The sequence below is a fragment of the Kouleothrix sp. genome (assembly GCF_046328425.1).
GTDB lineage: Bacteria > Chloroflexota > Chloroflexia > Chloroflexales > Roseiflexaceae > Kouleothrix.
Window position 1 is genome coordinate 116,562 of sequence record NZ_JAXLWP010000023.1, and the last position, 18,084, is coordinate 134,645.

Below are 18,084 nucleotides of genomic sequence, written 5' to 3' on the forward strand. Positions count from 1 at the left end.
GCGCGCACTCCGGCACGGGTTAAAAAAAGGCGAAACGCCGTGTGCCTATTGTAGCCTGCGGGCGGCGTTTTGGCAATAGAGAACGCTTCTACCGGCGGGCACAGGCTTGACGCTCGGCGTGCGAACGAGTAGAATCACGGGACGGTCGCGTGTGTAGCTCTGGAGCAGTTGATGAGATTCGAGCGGCGGGTGCGGCTGCCCTGGCTGATCGCCGGCGCGGCGGGCCTGTGCGTCTGGTGCGCTTTTCTGAGCGGCCTGGGCGGATGGATCATGGGTCGCGACTTGGCCGGGCGCGAGCAGCAGGCGATCTTCGCGACTCAGATCGCCGAGCGCAAAGATCTGCCGCCGCTTGGCGTGCTGGTGACGCGGCTCGACCGCACCGGCCCGGCCGCGCGCGGTGGCGTGCAGCGCGGCGACACGATCGTCGCGATCGATGGGAAGCACCTGCAAGACGCGCGCGACCTGCGCGAGTACCTGCGCACGCTGCACCCCAACGACACAGTTCGCCTCACGGTGCTGCGCGATATCGGCGGCGAGAACGATGTCTCGCTGAAGCTCGACCCGTTTCCCGGCGATAGCCGCCTGCCGTACCTCGGCGTGTACTTCACCGCCCGCGGCGACGAGCCGGCCGACCTGTGAGCGCTATGCTGCCATCCGCCGATACCCGCCCGCCGCGCCGCGCCGGCCTGCTGCTGGCGGTGGCCGCCGGCCTGTGCTGGGCCTGCGCGCTGGCGGCGCTGCTGGTAGGCCAGATCGACCCGGGCCTGCCGGTCTTCGCGCCGATCCGCGTGATCTTCTACGCGCTGGTGCTGGCCGCCGGCCTGCTCACATTCGTGCCATTCCAGCGCCGGCTCGGCCTGCCCGGCCTGGCGCTCGAGGGCGTGGCCGGCTCGTTTCTGCTGCTCTACACGCTGGCGTTCGTGCCGCCGCCGACGGCCTGGCTGCTCGATCTGCCCGAGCTGCCGGTATACCTCATCCTGGCGCTGGCGCTGCTGCTGAGCGTCTCGGCGGCGGCGCTGCCGCCAGTGTACGCGATCGGCACGCTGGTGTTTCGGCAGCGCGCGCGCCAGTATGATCTGCGGCGCGCCCGCCGCCAAGCCCACGAGGTTGGCCTGCTGTGCGCGGCCTGCGTGATCCTGGCAGGGCTGCGCACCCTGCGCCCGGCGCCGGTGCTGCTGCTGGCGCTGCTGATCGGCGTTGCCGAGCTGCTGTTTCTTTCGTTCGTGCGCGCCGATCCCGAGCGCTAGAGCGCTTGCGCGGCCGCAAACCTGTTACATGACTAGGACTTACGCAGTTGCCTGCGATATCGGCTTGTTCTGCCTGCGGCAGCATGGTACTCCGCTTTCTTCTGTGCTGAGATGTTGGCGCAAAGCGCCAACATCTCAGCACCATCCATGAGAAAGTACCGCTCTGCCGAAGGCTGAGCTCGCCAACTGCGTACGTCATAATGACATAACTATTGTAGTGTAACCAAAGGTAGAAAGCATGATCCGCGTCACAATCATCGGCATGGGCCTGATCGGCACCTCGCTGGCCATGGCGCTGCGCGGCGCCGACCCGAAAGAGTCGCCGCTTGGCCCGATCGTGATCACCGGCTACGATAAGAATCCGCGCGCCGTGGGCGACGCGCGCGGTCGCCTGGCGATCGACCGCGAGGCGCGCTCGCTGGCCGACGCGCTGCACGAGGCCCAGCTGGTGGTGGTGGCGGCGCCGGTGCGCAGCATCGCCGCCATCTTTCGCGAGATCGGCCCGCTGCTGCCCAGTGGCGCGGTGGTGACCGATGTCGCCAGCACCAAGGCCCAGGTGATCGATTGGGCGCGCGAGCTGCTGCCGGCCACCGTGGACTTCGTGGGCGGCCACCCGATGGCCGGGCGCGAGCAGGCCGGCGCGAATGCAGCCGACCCGGCGCTGTTCCATGGCGCGATCTACTGCCTGTGCCCCGCGCCGCGCGCGCGCCAGGCCGCGATCGACCTTGTCGAGAGCATGGTGCGCCAGATCAGCGCCAAAGTCTACTATATCGAGCCGGCCGAGCACGACGCGTATGTCGCCGGCGTCTCGCACCTGCCGTTTATGCTCTCGGCCGCGCTCAGCGCGGTGGTGGGCCGCAGCCCCGGCTGGAAAGAGATGGCGCCGCTGGCCGCCACCGGCTTCCGCGATATCTCGCGCCTGGCCTCCGGCGACGCCGAGATGCACCGCGATATCTGCCTCACGAACCAGGATGCGCTGGTGCGCTGGCTCAACGATGCCGCCCAGCTGCTGATCGACCTGCGCGATCAGGTCGAGTCCGGCGACAGCGACGAGCTGCTGGCGTTCTTTGAAGAGGCCCGCCGCATCCGCGAGGAGTGGCTGCTTACCCGGCCGAACCTGCGCCCCGGCGAGGACGACTTCGAGTCGATCGGCGGCGTGGCGCCGGCCCGGCCTAGCCTGCTCGGGCGCTTCGGCCGCCAGCCGCCCACGAAAAAGCGCTGAGCGCCAGCACGGCGAGGCGGCTGCTTCTGGCGTGCCGCAGCGCGGAAAGGGCGCACAGCACAACCTATGTAGAGAAACAATCACTCTGCCGGCACCTGAGAAATGGTATAATTGGCCAGGCCGAACCAAGAAGGAGCTTCCCAATGGAGCGAAAAATACGTGTTCTGGTCGCCAAGCCGGGGCTCGATGGCCACGACCGCGGCGCCAAAGTGATCGCCCGCGCGCTGCGCGACGCCGGCATGGAAGTGATCTACACCGGCCTCCAGCAGACGCCGCAGATGATCGTTGAGGCCGCACTCCAGGAGGATGTCGACGTGATCGGGCTGTCGATCCTTTCGGGCGCGCACATGACGCTGCTGCCCAGGGTGATGCAGCTCCTGCGCGCGCAGGGCATGGACGACGTGCTGGTCGTGGCGGGCGGCATTATCTCCGATGCCGACGCGGCGGTGCTGAAAGAGCAGCACGGCATCTCGGCGGTGTATGGCCCTGGCGCCTCGACGCACGACATCGTCAAGTTCATTCAGGAGAACGCCGGCGCACAGCGCGGCGCGTGATAGGAAACGCTGTGGAACTGGCTGAATCGCTGCTCGCCGGCAACCGGCGCGCACTGGCGCGCGGCATCAGCGTGGCCGAGTCCGGCGGGCCGCCGGCGCGCGCGCTGCTGAGCGCGATCTACAGCCGCACCGGCCGCGCGCATATCGTTGGGGTCACCGGCTCGCCCGGCGCCGGCAAAAGCACCCTGGTGAACGCGCTGGCGCTGCACTGGCGCCGCGCCGGCAAAACCGTGGGCATTATCGCGGTCGACCCGACCTCGCCGTTTACGGGCGGGGCCATCCTCGGCGACCGGATCCGCATGCAGCCGCTCGGCGGCGACCCCGGGATCTTCATCCGCAGCATGGCCAGCCGCGGCCGCCTTGGCGGCATCGCCCACGCTACCAGCGACGCGATCGACCTGCTCGACGCCGCCGGCTTCGATATGGTGCTGGTCGAGACGGTCGGCGCCGGCCAGAGCGAGGTCGAGATCGCCAGCGCCGCCCATACCACCATGGTGATCGAGGTGCCCGGCATGGGCGACGACGTGCAGGCGATCAAGGCCGGCATCCTCGAGATCGCCGATATCTTCGTGGTGAACAAGGCCGACCGCGAGGGCGCCGACGCGACGGTGCACCAGCTGCGCGCGATGCTGCGCCTCGGCGGGCCGCCGCGCGATGGCTGGGAGCCGCCGATTGTGCCGGCGGTGGCGATGCGCGAAGAGGGCATCGCCCAGGTTGCCGCGCAGGTCGAGCGCCACCTGGCGCACCTCACCGATACCGGCCAGAAGCTGGCGCGCGAGCGCCAGCGCGTGGCGCGCGAGTTCGAGCTGATCGTCCAGGAGGCCGCGCTCGAGCGCGTGCGTGCGCGCCTGGCCGGCGGCTGGGACGCGCTGCTTACGCGCCTGGCCGAGCGCGAGATCGACCCGTTCAGCGCCGCCGGCGAGCTGCTAGCCTGAGAGGATGCCCAGCAGCAGGTGCGATCCGACGGCTGCCCTCTGGCTGCTTCCCCCGCCGTAGCCGCGCAACAAGCGCGCCATGCCAAACGTCTCACCCTCAATTGGTACCAACAGGTCTTTTACGCGCGGCCAAGATTGTGGTATAACGTAGAACAAATAAAACTCAAACCATGCTCTGCTGGAGGTTTCACCGATGGAGCACATCGCCGACCTGCTTTCACACCCCAAAGTTCTCGAGACACGCGACCACATCCACCATCGCATCCCCAAGCACGATCACCTGCTGCGCTCCGTGAAATATTCTTCGCGCTTTGCCCGCCTGCTGCGCGCCGACGAGCGCGTGTGCATGCGCGCCGCGATCATCCACGATATCGACTCGCGCCTGGGTACGCTCACGACCCACGGCGCCGTGGCCGCGCGCTGGGCCGCCGAGCAGGGCGAGCCCGACACTGTGTGCGCCGCGATCGTGAGCCATATGTACCCGCTTGGCCCGGCGCCGACGACGCGCGAGGGCTGGGTGCTGGTGCTGGCCGATAAGGCCGCGTCGCTTGGCGATCTGAAACAGTATCTGCGCGGCCTGGTCGACGGCACAAGCCAGCAGACGCACCGCCGACTCCAGCTGAGCGACCCATACTACCACCCACGCCCGCGCCGCACGCGCCAGCTGCTGCGCCGCCGCGCGGCTAGCTGAGGCGCCCGGCACCTGCACGACGAGGCCAGGAGGGCCCGTGGCACTGGCTGCTTTCGGGCCTTCCTGGCCTCGTTTTGCGCGAGCGACCGTTACGCCGGCTTGCCCTGCTGCTTCTGCTCGGCCTTGCCGCCGGCGTGAACCTCCTGGGCCGCCGCCGCCGCGCTCAGGCCGTCGAGCCGCCGATAGCCGTACACAAACAGGTCGCGCCCGATCGCCGCCACCGGCGCGGCCAGTACCACCCCCAGCAGCCCGAAGACCTGGCCCATCGCGATCAGCACCACCGTCAGCACCGCCTCGTGCAGGCCAATGCTCTCGCCGATGATCCGCGGCACCAGGAAGTTATTCTCGAGCTGCTGTACCAGCAGGTACAGTGCCAGCACCGCCAGCCCGGCCTGCCAGCCGCTCTCCGACGCGAAGAAGCCCAGCAGCACCGCCGGAATCGCCCCCAGGATCGGCCCGATGATCGGCACCAGCTCGGTGATGCCGGCGAAGATCGCCAGTAGCAGCGTGTAGGGCACGTCAAAGCCCAGCAGCCCCAGGATCATCAGCCCGATCCACACCATCACGCCCACCGCCAGGCCCAGCAGCAGCTGGCCGCGAATATAGTCGCTCAGCACCTGGTTGACGATGCCCCAGACATTCCAGAAGTCGGCGCGGACGCGCGGGTGCAAAATGCGGTTGATAAACCCGCGGCCCTTGGCCTGGTCGTTCAGCACATAGAACACCCAGAAGGGCACGATCAGAAAGCCGATCAGAAACGAGAGCGTGTTGAGGATCTGCAGGACCTGGCCGAACAGAAATGTGCTGGCGCCCTGCACATACGTGGCGAAGTTGCGCTGAAGCGTCTGCAGCGCGCTGTTCAGCCCCTGCTCGATCGGCTGCTTGATCTCGGGCGGCACGCGATCCTGGTACTGCTGCAGCAGGCCGCTGCCGAACGACGATAGCTGATCGCGCGAGGGCAGGCTGCTGATCAGCTGCTGGAACTGGTTGGCCACCGGCGGCACGATGTAGGCGACTGCCAGAAACACTGCCAGAAACCCGCCGACGTAGACCGTCAGGATCGCCAGCGGGCGCGGCATCCAGCGATCCAGCCGGTTTACCAGCGGCAGCAGCAGGTAGGCCAGCACCAGCCCGATTATAAACGGCGTCATGGCCGAGATGGCGCTGGAGAGCAGCCAGAACACGGCGTACACCGCCAGCGCCACGAGCGCCCACTGCGCCAGGCGCCGCCAGGATGGAAACACGATCTCGATCGGCTCGCCGCGTGCTGGCAGCGCGGGCGGCGCGTCGGGTGCGGGCTCGGCTAGCGCGCCAGCGGGCACTGGCGGCTCGATCCGCAATTCGGTTTTCTCGGCCACGGGCTTCACCCCTTCCTCGCTCCTTGCTATGGCGCGCTCAGAGCCAGCGCGCCAGTTCTGGTATTATATGGTACTCGATCATCTTTTGTGCGATGTTTCCGCGCTACGCGCGGAAACATCGCACACAGGTGCAACTGCCGAAGGCTGGGCGCATCAACGCTGCGCCAGGCAGAATCGACGTACGACGCGGGCCACCGCGTTTCTGGTGTTATCGCTAGGTGCGAGTGAGGGCCTGTATGGATGCAGAGGTGGTTGTGGTTGGCGCCGGGGCGGCCGGCCTGGCGGCAGCGCGTGCCCTGGCCGACGCCAGGCGCCGCGCGATTGTGCTCGAGGCGCGCGGGCGCGTCGGTGGGCGTGTGTGGACCGATTACACATTTGGGCCGGTGCCGGTCGAGCGCGGCGCCGAGTTTATCCACGGCGAGCAGGCCGATACCTGGGCCTGGGTGCGCCGCGCCGGCGCGCATACCTTCGCGGCCGCGCGCTGGGCCGGCCGCCGTATTGTGCTGGAAGATGGCCGGCTGGTTGGCCCGGCTGTGTTCGAGCAGCGCGCCGATCTTCAGCCGGTGTTCCGGCTCGAAGAGGATATCGCCGCCTACGATGGGCCGGATATCTCGCTGGGCGAGTGGCTGCGCGCGCATGAGTTCGGCGCGCTGGCGGCGCACATCGCCGATGTGCGCCTGGCGCACGCCAACTGCGCCACGCCCGAGACGATCAGCGTCGCCGAGCTGGCCTACGAGCTGCGCTTCTCGGACAAGGGGCCGGGCGATTTTCGTATTCTCGAGGGCTACGATTTCGTGTTCGCCGCGCTGGCCGCCGGGCTCGATATTCGCCTGAATATGCCGGTGTCGCGCGTGCGCTGGGGCGTCGAGGGCGTCGAGGTGCAGGCCGGCACAGGCGCCGACGCGCGCACGTTTCGCGCGCGCCACGCCGTGATCACGCTGCCGCTGGCGGTGCTGCAGGCCGGCGCGGTCGAATTCGACCCGCCGCTGCCCGAGGCCCAGCGCCAGGCGATTGGCGCGCTTGTGATGCCGCCGGCCATGAAGCTCAGCATCCGCTTCGACGAGATCTTCTGGGATGCCGATATGACCTTTCTGACCGGCGCCGGCGCGCTGCCGGTGTGGTGGGCGGTGCGCCAGGGTGTGCCCATCCTCACCGCGCTCAGCACCGGCGAGCGCGCGGCGCGCGTGGCCGCGCACGGCCCCGACGCGGTGCTTGAGCAGGGCCTGGCCGCGCTCGCCGCGCTGTTCGGCGACGCGCCGCGCCGCCACTACGCGGCGCATATGCTGGTAGACTGGGCGGCCGATCCGTGGGCGCGCGGCGGCTATAGCCTGGTGCGGCCTGGCTTCCACGGCATGCGCGCGCAGCTGGCCTCGCCGGCCGGCGCGCTGCACTTTGCCGGCGAGGCCACCGTGTTCGCCAACAACCCGGCTACCGTCCACGGCGCGCTGCACAGCGGCGAGCGCGCGGCGCGCGAGATCCTGGGCGCGCTGTGATGCCGCACTCCATCGTGGGCGCGCCGGCCGGCCCGATCGTCGCGGGGCTGGTGGGCGCGTTTGAGGCGGCCTTCCCGGCGCGCGTGCGCGGCTACTACCTGCTGGGCAGCGCCGCCGAGGGCTCCACCGTGCCGCTGAGCGATATCGACTGCGCGATCGTGTTTGCCGGCGATTTCGCCAGCCCCGCCGAGGCCGCCGCCGCCGAAAGCCTGGCCGAGGCGTACGCTGCGGCTAGCCCTGTGCGGCTGGACACTGTTGTGGCTGCCGAGGCGGCGCTCGACCGGCTTGCGCCGGCGCTGCGCGTCGCGCTGAAGCTCGGCAGCCTGCCGCTGCACGGGGCCGACATCCGGCCGTCAATGGCGCTGCCGGCGCACGACGGCTATGCCATGGCTCTCGCCGACGACGCGCGCCGGTTTATTGCGCGGCTGCGCGGCGAGGAACGCCTGGCCGCGCGCCACGTGGCCTTCCCCGACGCGCTCGACCCATTCTTTGGCTATACGCGCAAAAGCATCCCGGCCTGGTACCCGCCCGAGGTGCCGGCCGGCACCAAAGAGCTGGTGGCGGCTGTCAGCCGCATTGCGGGGGCGCTGGTGGTGCGCCAGGCGCGCGGCTATGTGTCGGGCAAGCACCAGGCGATCGTGCGCTACCAGAGCGACATCGGCGGCCCGTGGGCGCTGTTCGCGGGGCAGGTGTTTGAGCGCTGCAAGCACGACTGGCAGTACCTCGTGCCCGAGGGCGCGCGCGAGCGCGACGAGCTGCGCGGGCTGTGCCAGCGGATGCTCGGCTTCGAAAACGCGTTTCTGGCAGAGTGCGGTGCCGGCGATGCCTGATCGCCACAGCCACGCGCGCCAGCGCCGCACCCCGCCGACCATCCGCCGCCCGCGCGTGCCGGCCGGCCAGCGCCTCGTGCGCGAGCAGGGCTGGCTCAGCACCGACCACCCGCAGGCGCGCTGGTTCCGGCTCGCCGGCCACAGCGCCGACTGGAGCGAGGTGCGGCTGCTGGTGGCCGCCGCGCCCGAGGCCGCCGCAGCCACGCTCGACGTGGTGGTGCGGCCCGATGGCTACGTGGTGCCGCAGACGCCCGGCGCGCAGCTGGGCGCCGAGGCAATTCGGATCATTGCGACCACAATTCGCGCCGGCCAGCGTGGCGCCGGCTGAGCGGCGGAAAGGAGGATGCTGCTATAATAGCGGCTCGATTAAGATGAAGCGAGCTGCATGCTGCCCTACCAAACGCTTATACTGATCGCGCTGCTGGCGCTGCTGCCGCTTGCGCCGGCCCGCGCCGCCACCCAGATCGCCGAGCTGACCCTCGGCAGCTCGGCCGAGGGCCGGCCGATCACCGCCGTGAAGATCGGCGGCGGGCCGCGCAAGCTCGTGCTGGTGGGCGATACCCACGGCGGCCCCGAGGCGAATACTTTTCAGCTCGCCAGCCAGCTCGCCGACTATTTTCGCGCCAACTCAGCCGAGGTGCCCGCGCAGGTGCGGCTGTATATCATCCCAACCATCAACCCCGATGGCCTTGCGGCGGGCACGCGCTTCAACGGCCGCGGCGTCGACCTCAACCGCAACATGGACACCAGCGCCGACGCGTGCCCCGAGAACGATTGGCGCATCCACGTGCAGGGCGCGTATGGCATCGAGTCCGACACCGGCGGGCCGTTCGCCGAGTCCGAGGCCGAGAGCCAGCTGGTTCGCGATTTCCTGCTCGATGCCTCGGGCGTGATCTTTTTTCACTCGTCCGGCGGCGATGTGTTCCCGGCGTTCTGCGAGCACGCCCCGTCGATCGCGCTGGCGCAAGCCTATGCTGCGGCCACCGGCTACACCTACGACCGCTACTGGCAGAAGTATATGATCACCGGCGGCATGCACGATTGGGCCGGCGCGCTCGGCATCGCGGCGATAACTCCCGAGCTGGCCAGCGGCGACCAGCCTGAGTTCGAGCAGAATCTGGCCGGCGTGCAGGCGGTGCTGCGCCAGGCCGCCGAGCTGCTGCCGCTGCCGGCGGACCAGAGCGAGAATGGCATGGCGGTGCCGGCGCTGATCTGGCGTTTCTGGCGGGCGCACGGCGGCGCCGCGCGCTTTGGTATGCCGCTGGCCCCGCCCGAGCGAGCGGGCGGCGTCGCGCGCCAGTTTTTCGAGCGCGCGCTGTTTGAGCTGCATCCCGACCAGGCCGATACGCCGCTGCTGGTGCAGGCTGCGCCGCTTGGCCGTATGGCGCTGGCAGGGCGCGCGCTTGGCGCCGCCACCGGCCACCCGCCCGCCGACGAGCCGCCGGGCGTGCGCTATTTCTCCAGCACCGGCCATACGCTGCGCGAGGCGTTTCTGGCCGACTGGGAGCAGCACGATGGTGCGCAGCTGCTGGGCGCACCGATCACCGAAGAGTTTGGCGCGCCCGATGCGGTGGGTGTCGCGCGGCCTACGCAGTACTTCGAGCGCGGCGCGCTGGCGTACTACGACGAGGATGCCAGCGTCCGGCTGGTGCCGCTTGGCTGGTTCGCGCTGGCGCGCGCCCGGCTCGATAGCAGCACAGCGGCGCAGCAGATCCGCTAGCCGCGCATCATGTCTGCCGAGGCCAAACACGCCAGGTGCGAGGAACCGCGTAAGCCGTGCCGTTAAGAAAGGAGCCAAACGTGTCCGACGAAGAAAAAGTCAAAGGCCCAGCGTCCTACTTTCCATCTATCGAGAAAAAGTATGGCCAGCCGATTGCGCACTGGATGGACGTGTTGGCGAAAGCAGGGCCGACGAAGCACTCGGAGCTGGTGAACTACTTGAAGACCAACCACGGCATGGGGCATGGCCACGCCAATGCGCTGGTGGCGTGGTTCCTGGCCAAGAAATAGCGTGAGCGCGAGCACACCCGCAAGCGGCGAGCGGCGACTGCCGCCAGTCTGCGCGCGGTGCGGCCGGTTTCTGCGCACGCCGGCCGAGCAGCGGAGCGGCCGGTGCCTGGGCTGCCCGGCCGCCGAGCCGCCCGCATACGAGCGCCCCTGCTGCCAGAGCGATCCGCCGTGCTTCGATTGCCCCGCTGCCGGTGCCGCAGCCGGCCAGAACGAGTGATACCAACTCTGGCTTATCACTTGCTGTGTGGCGGGGGTTCTGGGGCGGCAAAGCCGCCCCGAATTGCTTAGAAGTTACGCAGTTGGCGCGCTCAGACTTCGGCAGAGCGGTACTTTCCTTTTGGATGTGTCGATTTCCGCGCGCAGCGCGGAAATCGACACACGATGATCAACAAGTACCGTGCTGCCGCAGGCACCATGCATGCTTCGGAAAGCCGAACAGCGCAACTGTGTAAGTCCTAAAGTGCTCAAGCGAAGAGCGTATGATCTGTGCCGCGTCGCGGCGCAATGGCGTGGGCTGTGCTACTATAGCCAAGCGCAGCGATCGCGCGCCTGTGGGTGTCGCCCGAGCGCACCAGGATGGCCAATCGCTCTGCGCTCTGCCGCTATGATGCGGATCGCGTACGGGTGTAAAGGAGGCAGGTGTGGCGGAAGAGGCTCGCCGCATCGCGGTGCGTGAAGTTCACAATTTTGGCGGCTTTTTTGGCGGCGACACGGTGACGCTGACTGCCGTGCAGGTTGGCGCGCCCGACGAAGAGTTCACGCTCACGATCGACCAGCAGGCGCTCGCGAATGTGCGCGATCGCCATACGATCTGCGCGGGCATGCTGCTCGACCTGACGCTGGCTGGCGATCGGGTCGACCGCGCCGAGCTGCTCGCGGCGGCCAGCCACGCCGAGCTGCGCGCGGCGCTCGGGCCTGCCGCGCTCGATCCGCGCCTCGAAGCCGCGCAGATCCTGAGCTTCTCGTGTGCGGCGTGCGGCCTATGGGTCGCCGGCGCGCCGCGCGATGGCCGCTGCCCAGTGTGCGGCGCGGCGCTCGGCAGCGCGTGACGCCAGCGCGGCCTGCCGCGCTACCGCAGCGGCTCGAGCACGAAGATCGGAATGCGCCGCGCCGTTCGCTGCTCGTAGAGCGCGAAGCCTTCGTAGTACTCGAGCGCCATGCGCCACAGGGCCGCGCGCTCGTCGCCTTCGACGAGGCGCGCCTGGTAGCGGCCGGCCCTGCCGGCCACAAACGCGGTGACCAGCGGGTGGGCGCGCAGGTTGTAGTACCAGCCGGGGTGGCGGTCGCGCCCGCCGTTCGAGGCGATCACAATCAGCCGGTCGCCGTCGGCCAGGTACACCATTGGCGTTGCGCGCCGCCTGCCGCTGCGCGCGCCGGTGGTGAACAGCAGCAGAATCGGCTGCCCCGGCGACATGCTATACCGCCCGCGCGATAGGTACAGCAGCGGCAGATCGAGGTACGGCAAGATGTAGCGGCCATACCAGATGCCGGGCCGCGACATCAGAAATTTCCGGATCAGCCGCTCGGGCCATGGCATTGTCTCGGGTGGCGCGGGCATTGGTACACTCCGTGTTTCCGGCGCGAGTTTGCCTGGCGGCAGCTTACGCTACACCGGCGCGTTTCGTCAAATTACAGGAAGGACGCGGTCGCCTGCGATATCGGCTCCTTCTGCCTGCGGCAGCATGGTACTTCGCTTTCTTTTGTGCTGAGAAGGTGGCGCAAAGCGCCACCTTCTCAGCACCATCCATGAAAAAGTACCGCTCTGCCGAAGGCAAAACGCGCACCGCGTAAGACCTGTCAAATGACACGAGCTACGTGGTCGGGGTTCGGGGTGGCTCTGCTGCCCCCGAAAACTTCCTTTTTGGCTGGTCGCGACCAGCCAAAAGAGATGATTTTGGAGGGCTTGCGCCCTCCAAACCTCCCACGCGGCAGGACACCGCGTAACTCGTGTCAGGTTACGAGAGTGCGTATGGCAGAAAGAACGCTCCGCATTGCGACGCTCGGCGCGGCGCCGATCGCAGTGAACGCGCTGGTGCAGCCCTGCCGCCAGCTGCCCGAGGTTGCGCTCGTCGCCGTGGCGGCGCGCGACCCCGCGCGCGCGCGGCGCTTTGCGGCGCGCCACGGCATTCCGCACGTCCACGCCTCCTACGCCGCGCTGCTGGCCGATCCGGCGATCGACGCGGTGTATATTCCGCTGCCCAACAGCCTGCACGCCGAGTGGAGCCTGCGCGCGCTCGCGGCCGGCAAGCATGTTCTGTGCGAGAAACCGCTGGCGGCCAATGCCCGCGAGGCCGAGCAGCTGGCGCGCGCCGCCGAAACGGGCGGCCGCCTGCTCGTCGAGGCCTTCCACTACCGCTACCATCCGCTGGCCGCCCGGCTGCGCGCGATCCTCGCCAGCGGCGAGATCGGCCAGGTGCGGCGGATCAAGACCGAGTTCAGCGTGCCGCTGCTGCGCCCAAGCAGCATTCAGTTTCGCTACGATCTGGCCGGCGGCGCCGCGATGGACGTGGGCTGCTATGCGATCAACCTGCTGCGCTTTCTCGCCGGCGCCGAGCCGCAGGTGGTGTCGGCACGCGCGCGCCTTTTTCGCCCCCAGGTCGATAGGCTGATGCGCGCCGAGTTTGCGTTCGCGGATGGACGCAGCGGGGCGGTTACCTGCGCGCTGCTTTCGGCCCGGCTGCTGCGCGCCAGCGCGCTGGTGCACGGCAGCGCCGGCACAATGCGCGTCAACTTCCCATTTCTGCCGCACTATTTCCACTCGATCGCCGTTGAGACGCCCGGCGCCGTGCGCCACGAGCGCCTTGAGGGCGATACAACCTACACCTACCAGCTGCGCGCCTTCGCTGCGGCAATTCGCGGTGGCGCGCCGGTGCTTACGCCCGCCGCCGACGCGGTTGCGAACATGCGCCTGATCGACGCCTGCTACCGCGCGGCCGGTTTGCGCCCGCGCGGCTCTGCCTGATCTGCCCACTTATACGCCGCCTGCCCCGCGCGGGATTTCCGGCATAAACAAGGGGCCGGCGCATTGCCCGGCCCCCTGGTCGCTCTGGCGAACGTCTTACTGCGCCCCAGTCGGCTTGGCCGGGATTGTCTTCAGGTACAGGTACATCGCCCTCAGATCATCGTCGGTGAGGCGGCCGAGGTATTTGAATGGCATGAATGTGCTGAGCTGCTTGCCGGCCGGGTTGGTGCCGGTGCGGATCGTTTTGACGAAGTCGGCGTCGGTCCAGCCGCTGATCTCGCCGCCCGGCGTGATATTCGCGGCCGGCGGGGTGTTCGGCGGCGCGCCAGTGATCGGCCCGCCCGAAAGCGCCTTGTTGTGGCAGTCGGCGCAGCCGCCGACCGTTACCAGGTAGCGGCCGTTGCTGACCGTGGCGCCGTGCGGCAGGTCGGCCGGCGGCGGGGCGCTATGGTCGATGCTCTCGGCCGCGAGCGCGTCGATCTGGCCTGCGGCGAACAGCACCCGGCCAAGCAGCTGCACCTCGCTGGAGCCGGGCACGTTGTCTACTGGCGGCACGCTTTTGACATACGCGATGATCGCGCCGAGGTCGGCCGCGCTGAGGTGGTTGAAGTTCTGCGAAGGCATGATCAGCAGCGGCTGGCCATTCGAGCCAACCCCATGGCGCAGCGCGCGCACCCAGTCGGCAGTGCTGAATGTCGCACCCACGCCACCTTTGCCCGATGTCAGGTTGGCCGAGACGGCGCGCACGATCCCAGGCGCGTTCAAGAACTCGCGGCCCGCCAGGTTGTCGCCGTGGCAGTCGACACACTGGCCGATTGTGGTGACGAGGTATTTGCCGCGCGCCAGGCTCGCGGCGTTGGTGGGGATGTCGATCTGCTCGTCGGCGATCTGGTAGGTCTTATTCAGCCGCGCGTTGCTGGCAATATACGCAGCGGCAAGGGCGATCAGCATCAGGCCGACGATTGCGCCAATGCCTATGCCAACCCAGCGGAAGATACGCATCGAGATTCCTCCAGATGGTTTCAGTTCTGTTCTGTGAAACTATGCGATCTGGGCAGCGTGCCTGGATGAGCCTGCTGTGTTGCTGCTGCCGGGTGGCCGCGCTCGTGCGGCCGCCCCTGCTTATAGAGCAATCACCACAGATAATACAGATTGCATAGATGATCATCGTGCCTACGCCAACAACTGGCGTGAATTGAACAATCTGTATCTGCACGCTCTATCAGACGTTTGGGCCGCACGCGGGGTTACTGGCGCGTTTGGGCATCATCCGCCCTGCTACAGCCAGTCCGCACCTTGACATGAGCGCGCATGAATGCTAGAATCGAGCTGCCTCAAAATTGGCGTGATCTCGTAGCTCAATTGGATAGAGCGTCAGCCTCCGGAGCTGAAGGTTGTGGGTTCGAGCCCCGCCGAGGTCGCCACTGGCCTGAGCAGCGCAGCAATGCATGCGCTGGGCGCTTGAAAATAGTGCACTAAACGAGCGGAGCGCGGTAGAATTTTCTACCGCGCTCCGCTTGTTGTATCGAGCGCTCGCAGCAGCGCGGCAGGCGCCTGGCAGCTTGCTCGCTTTCGGTTTGAGATGCCTGCCCGGCGAAGCCGGGCAGGCATCTCAAACCGAAATTTCGGGGGCGGCGAAGCCGTACGGCTATGCGCCCGCGCTTATTCCTGTGGCTCGCCTGCGGGCGCCACCGTTCGCGCCAGCGAGATCAGGCCGAGCGCGATCAGCACAAACGCGCCGACGGGCAGCCACGGCACGTTGATCGCGGCGAACAGCGCGATGCCGACCGGGATGGCCGCGAAGCCAACAAACGTTGCGGCGGCGGCGGCGACCTGCCCGCGGCGCGCGAGCTCGGCCGCCGAGGCCGCGCCGATTACCAGCATGATCCCCGGCCACCACCAGCCGGTCAGCGCCAGCATCCCCAGCCCGACCAGGAACACCCCACCGGCGATTGAGCCGCCGCCGACGCCGTACCGCGCCGCGCGCCGCGCCTGCCGCTGGCTGCGCCGCTCGGCTCGGTCGTCCAGGCGCGTGGTTTCATTTGGGTTTGTGTTCATCGCTGCCTCCTTGTTGTGCCGTGCGTTCTGTATGGCGCCAGCATAGCGCGGCGCGCGGCGCAGCGCATCTACCGGCAGGTAGAGGCGCGGATAGAGATTGCGCGGCTGCCGCTGGCGGCGGATCTCTACCTCAGGCTCTATCGCGCGATAGAGGCTGCGCAGCAGGGCAGCGGGCTATACTTGCCGCATTGAAGCGAAGCACTGAGGCGAAAGGAAGCAACCATGCACTCTGCAATCAAGCGGCTGATGCTCGAGCGGCCCATGATCTTTACGGCGGCGATCACGATCGGCTGGCTGGCGATTGGCCTGGGCAGCGGGCTGCTGCTGCCGTGGGCGCTGCCGAGCATCGATGTCGGCGCGGTTCGGGCGCTCGGGCAGATCGCGCTGGCGCTGCTCGCGGCGGCCCTCGCCGTGCGGATCGGCTGGCGCAGCTTTGAGCCGGCGGGCGGCCAGGTACGCAACGCAGGGCTGCTGGCGCTGCCGGTGCTGTTCGCGGCGCTGCCGCTGGCCGCCGGGCTGCGGATCGAAAGCTGGGGCTCGTTTGCGTTTCTCGTGTTCATGGAGCTGGTGGTCGGCTTCAGCGAGGAGCTGGTGTTTCGCGGGTTCATCCTGCGGGCGCTGCTGCCGGGCGGCACCACACGCGCGGTGCTGGTGTCTGCGGCGCTGTTCGGGCTGGTTCACCTGGCCAACGTGGTCTACGGCGCGTCGCTGGTGGTGACGCTATTCCAGGTGGTGGGCGTCTGCGCCTTTGGCATCGGCATGGCGGCGATCGTGCTGCGCACCGGCGCGCTGTGGCCGGCCATGCTCATCCACGCGCTGTCGAACTCGGCGCTGCGCTTCAGCTATATCACGCCGCGCTGGCTGCCCACGCCGCTGATGAGCGCGATTGTGATGACGCTGATGCTGCTCTACGGCGCCGTGCTGCTGTGGCGCAGGCCGCGCACGCCGGCGGTTCAGGCGGCGCCGGCCGAAAGGCTCGGCTGATGGCGCGCTATTCCATCCGCGTCGCCGGGCACCTGGCGCCGCGCTGGGCCGAGTGGCTGGCGGGGCTGGAGCTGCGACGCGAGGCCGATGGCACTACGCTGCTCGCCGGCTGGCTGCCCGACCAGAGCGCGCTGTTCGGGGTGCTGGCCAAGATCCGCGATCTGAACCTGGTGCTGCTGAGCGTCGAGCGCGAGCCGGCGCGCGACGCGGCTGATACCGACGCCGCTTGATCACGTTCTTGTTGTGATGCCCTGCCCGTCGAAGACAGGCAGGGCATCACAACATAGAGATATCGGGGCGGCATTGCCGCCCCCGAACCCCAGCATAAGCACGCGTCAGCCAGGTTGGGTATCAGAACAGATAGCCGTCTTGTGCTTCAAGGCTGGGCGGCAGGTCGGCTTCGCCCAGCATCGCCCGCAGGTCGCGCTCGATCTCACGGCACGCGGCCGAGAGCGGCACATCGGTAATGTGGTTTTCGAATGGATCCTCGTTGACGGCGCCGGTGCGCTCGATCACGGTGAACAGGAAGGCGATCACGCCGCTGAGCGGGACGACCAGCCACGGCACGCCGTCGGCCACAAGCGTTTTGGCCAGGAAGAACGGCAGCAGCACCACAAACACCCGCACGAACACGCGTGTGAAGTAATCGTACTGGCGCGGGATGGGAATAGCTTTGATGCGCTCGCACACCGCCTGCTGCGCGGCAAGTACCGCGAGCTGGCCCTCCATCTGGAAGCTATCGAAGCCTTGCAGCGTGCCGCTGGCCATGCCGTCGTAGATCCGCTGGCCCTGGCGTTTCATCAGGTAGAGCGGCTTGTTCGGCTGCTGGCGCAGCGCGGCGCTGTCGGCCGGCGGCAGAAACTGCTCGATCTCGCGCCAGCTGGCCTGGCCGCGCAGCTCAAGCCGCAGCGCGTTGGCCCAGGCAATCTGGCGGTACACCAGCTCGCGCTTGAAGGCTTCGGCCAGCTCTTCTTTGTACTGCGGCGTGTGGCGGTGCGAGTCGGTAAACGTTACCACCAGGCGGCCAAACACGCGGCTGGCGGCAGTGATGGCCGCCCACGCCTGAGCTGCCTCGCCCCAGCGCGCGAACGAGGTGTTGGCGCGAAACGCGAGGAAAATCGAAAGCGCGGCGCCGAGCAGGCCGATCGGCGCGAACGAGAGGGCGACAAAGCTCCAGCCAAGCAGCGCCACCGCAGCATAGACGGCGACTGCTACCGCTAGCGCTAGCGTCACATCCTTCCAGACATATGTGGCGACTTTGCGCGGGTCGAAGTTGCGTTTGATGATCATCGCTGTGTGTGTTCCTACCACTAGGCTTAAGAAGCTGCCTGATGGATCACTCGGCGGGCTCGAGCATCACCTGATCGACGTAGCACCACAGCCAGTTTTCGCCCGGCTCGAACGACTGGATCAGCGGGTGGCCGGTGGCGTGGAAGTGCTTGGTGGCGTGCTTGTTCTTCGAGCTGTCGCAGCAGCCGACATGGCCGCAGATCAGGCATAGCCGCAGATGAACCCAGCGGTCGCCGGTCTTCAGGCAGTCCTCGCACCCCTGGGCGCTTGGCGTCACCTGCTGGATCTGGTCGAGGTGGTTGCATGGCACTGTCATTGTGTGATCTCCTTTATATATGACTAGGACTTACGCAGTTCTGTGTTCGGCTTCCCGAAGCCGTGCATGGTACCTGCGGCAGCACGGTACTTTTTGATCATCGTGCGTCGATTTTCCGCGCTGCGCGGAAAATC

At 67.9% G+C, this 18,084-nt stretch carries 21 protein-coding genes and 1 tRNA gene; 16 read left to right on the forward strand and 6 right to left on the reverse strand.

What is annotated here, in order from left to right:
• Positions 1-171: 171 nt before the first annotated feature.
• The 6 genes from U0177_RS20550 (at position 172) to U0177_RS20575 (ending at position 4,649) form a co-directional block, all read left to right on the forward strand.
• Positions 172-639 (forward strand): PDZ domain-containing protein, encoded by a 468-nt coding sequence (locus tag U0177_RS20550; RefSeq protein WP_409572537.1) that lies wholly within the window; start codon positions 172-174, stop codon positions 637-639.
• Positions 640-644: 5 nt separating this feature from the next.
• Positions 645-1,247 carry a hypothetical protein gene (locus U0177_RS20555; protein ID WP_409572558.1) on the forward strand — a complete coding sequence of 201 codons (603 nt, stop codon included), beginning with the start codon at positions 645-647 and terminating at the stop codon, positions 1,245-1,247.
• Positions 1,248-1,485: 238 nt separating this feature from the next.
• Positions 1,486-2,469 (forward strand): prephenate dehydrogenase, encoded by a 984-nt coding sequence (locus tag U0177_RS20560; protein ID WP_409572538.1) that lies wholly within the window; start codon positions 1,486-1,488, stop codon positions 2,467-2,469.
• A gap of 143 nt (positions 2,470-2,612) precedes the next feature.
• A complete protein-coding gene (locus U0177_RS20565) occupies positions 2,613-3,023 on the forward strand; it encodes a cobalamin B12-binding domain-containing protein (RefSeq protein ID WP_409572539.1) in 411 nt (136 codons plus the stop codon).
• Between the two features lie 11 nt (positions 3,024-3,034).
• A complete protein-coding gene (gene meaB, locus U0177_RS20570; RefSeq protein WP_409572540.1) occupies positions 3,035-3,958 on the forward strand; it encodes a methylmalonyl Co-A mutase-associated GTPase MeaB in 924 nt (307 codons plus the stop codon).
• Between the two features lie 193 nt (positions 3,959-4,151).
• Positions 4,152-4,649 (forward strand): HD domain-containing protein, encoded by a 498-nt coding sequence (locus U0177_RS20575; protein ID WP_409572541.1) that lies wholly within the window; start codon positions 4,152-4,154, stop codon positions 4,647-4,649.
• A gap of 89 nt (positions 4,650-4,738) precedes the next feature.
• Here U0177_RS20575 and U0177_RS20580 read toward each other — a convergent pair whose 3' ends face one another.
• On the reverse strand, positions 4,739-6,007 hold the full coding sequence (locus U0177_RS20580) for an AI-2E family transporter (protein ID WP_409572542.1): 1,269 nt from the start codon (positions 6,005-6,007) through the stop codon (positions 4,739-4,741).
• 236 nt (positions 6,008-6,243) lie between these two features.
• On the opposite strand from U0177_RS20580, the gene U0177_RS20585 reads away from it, so the two are divergent.
• The 6 genes from U0177_RS20585 (at position 6,244) to U0177_RS20610 (ending at position 11,389) form a co-directional block, all read left to right on the forward strand.
• Positions 6,244-7,500 carry a flavin monoamine oxidase family protein gene (locus U0177_RS20585; RefSeq protein WP_409572543.1) on the forward strand — a complete coding sequence of 419 codons (1,257 nt, stop codon included), beginning with the start codon at positions 6,244-6,246 and terminating at the stop codon, positions 7,498-7,500.
• The gene (locus tag U0177_RS20590; protein WP_409572544.1) at positions 7,500-8,330 is read left to right on the forward strand and encodes a hypothetical protein; all 831 of its coding nucleotides are present in this window, start codon (positions 7,500-7,502) and stop codon (positions 8,328-8,330) included. The genes U0177_RS20585 and U0177_RS20590 overlap by 1 nt, the downstream gene beginning before the upstream one ends.
• Positions 8,323-8,658, forward strand: a complete 336-nt coding sequence (locus tag U0177_RS20595; RefSeq protein WP_409572545.1) for a hypothetical protein — start codon at positions 8,323-8,325, stop codon at positions 8,656-8,658. The genes U0177_RS20590 and U0177_RS20595 overlap by 8 nt, the downstream gene beginning before the upstream one ends.
• Positions 8,659-8,715: 57 nt before the next feature.
• Positions 8,716-10,050, forward strand: a complete 1,335-nt coding sequence (locus U0177_RS20600; protein ID WP_409572546.1) for a M14 family metallopeptidase — start codon at positions 8,716-8,718, stop codon at positions 10,048-10,050.
• An 80-nt stretch (positions 10,051-10,130) separates the two neighbouring features.
• The gene (locus tag U0177_RS20605) at positions 10,131-10,340 is read left to right on the forward strand and encodes a DUF4287 domain-containing protein (protein ID WP_409572547.1); all 210 of its coding nucleotides are present in this window, start codon (positions 10,131-10,133) and stop codon (positions 10,338-10,340) included.
• A 641-nt stretch (positions 10,341-10,981) separates the two neighbouring features.
• Entirely contained in the window at positions 10,982-11,389 is a 408-nt protein-coding gene (locus U0177_RS20610; protein ID WP_409572548.1) for a hypothetical protein, read from the forward strand.
• A 20-nt stretch (positions 11,390-11,409) separates the two neighbouring features.
• On the opposite strand, the gene U0177_RS20615 is transcribed toward U0177_RS20610, so the two are convergent.
• The gene (locus U0177_RS20615; RefSeq protein WP_409572549.1) at positions 11,410-11,898 is read right to left on the reverse strand and encodes a nitroreductase family deazaflavin-dependent oxidoreductase; all 489 of its coding nucleotides are present in this window, start codon (positions 11,896-11,898) and stop codon (positions 11,410-11,412) included.
• Positions 11,899-12,309: 411 nt separating this feature from the next.
• Here U0177_RS20615 and U0177_RS20620 point away from each other — a divergent pair, with 411 nt between their 5' ends.
• Complete coding sequence (locus U0177_RS20620; RefSeq protein ID WP_409572550.1) at positions 12,310-13,302, forward strand: Gfo/Idh/MocA family protein; 993 nt, start codon at positions 12,310-12,312, stop codon at positions 13,300-13,302.
• Positions 13,303-13,398: 96 nt separating this feature from the next.
• Here the strand turns inward: U0177_RS20620 and U0177_RS20625 are convergent, their stop codons facing one another.
• Positions 13,399-14,304, reverse strand: a complete 906-nt coding sequence (locus U0177_RS20625) for a c-type cytochrome (RefSeq protein ID WP_409572551.1) — start codon at positions 14,302-14,304, stop codon at positions 13,399-13,401.
• A gap of 345 nt (positions 14,305-14,649) precedes the next feature.
• Between U0177_RS20625 and U0177_RS20630 the strand changes: the two genes are divergently transcribed.
• Positions 14,650-14,726: transfer RNA gene (locus U0177_RS20630), tRNA-Arg, on the forward strand.
• A gap of 238 nt (positions 14,727-14,964) precedes the next feature.
• On the opposite strand, the gene U0177_RS20635 is transcribed toward U0177_RS20630, so the two are convergent.
• Positions 14,965-15,360, reverse strand: coding sequence for a hypothetical protein (locus U0177_RS20635; protein ID WP_409572552.1), 396 nt, complete (start codon positions 15,358-15,360; stop codon positions 14,965-14,967).
• A gap of 222 nt (positions 15,361-15,582) precedes the next feature.
• Here U0177_RS20635 and U0177_RS20640 point away from each other — a divergent pair, with 222 nt between their 5' ends.
• Both U0177_RS20640 and U0177_RS20645 read left to right on the forward strand, forming a co-directional pair.
• Positions 15,583-16,344 carry a CPBP family intramembrane glutamic endopeptidase gene (locus tag U0177_RS20640; protein ID WP_409572553.1) on the forward strand — a complete coding sequence of 254 codons (762 nt, stop codon included), beginning with the start codon at positions 15,583-15,585 and terminating at the stop codon, positions 16,342-16,344.
• The gene (locus U0177_RS20645; RefSeq protein ID WP_409572554.1) at positions 16,344-16,574 is read left to right on the forward strand and encodes a hypothetical protein; all 231 of its coding nucleotides are present in this window, start codon (positions 16,344-16,346) and stop codon (positions 16,572-16,574) included. Before U0177_RS20640 ends, U0177_RS20645 begins: the two co-directional genes overlap by 1 nt.
• A 121-nt stretch (positions 16,575-16,695) precedes the next feature.
• Here U0177_RS20645 and U0177_RS20650 read toward each other — a convergent pair whose 3' ends face one another.
• Positions 16,696-17,634 (reverse strand): bestrophin family protein, encoded by a 939-nt coding sequence (locus U0177_RS20650; RefSeq protein WP_409572555.1) that lies wholly within the window; start codon positions 17,632-17,634, stop codon positions 16,696-16,698.
• 46 nt (positions 17,635-17,680) lie between these two features.
• Positions 17,681-17,950 (reverse strand): ubiquitin carboxyl-terminal hydrolase 14, encoded by a 270-nt coding sequence (locus U0177_RS20655; protein WP_409572556.1) that lies wholly within the window; start codon positions 17,948-17,950, stop codon positions 17,681-17,683.
• Positions 17,951-18,084 lie beyond the last annotated feature (134 nt).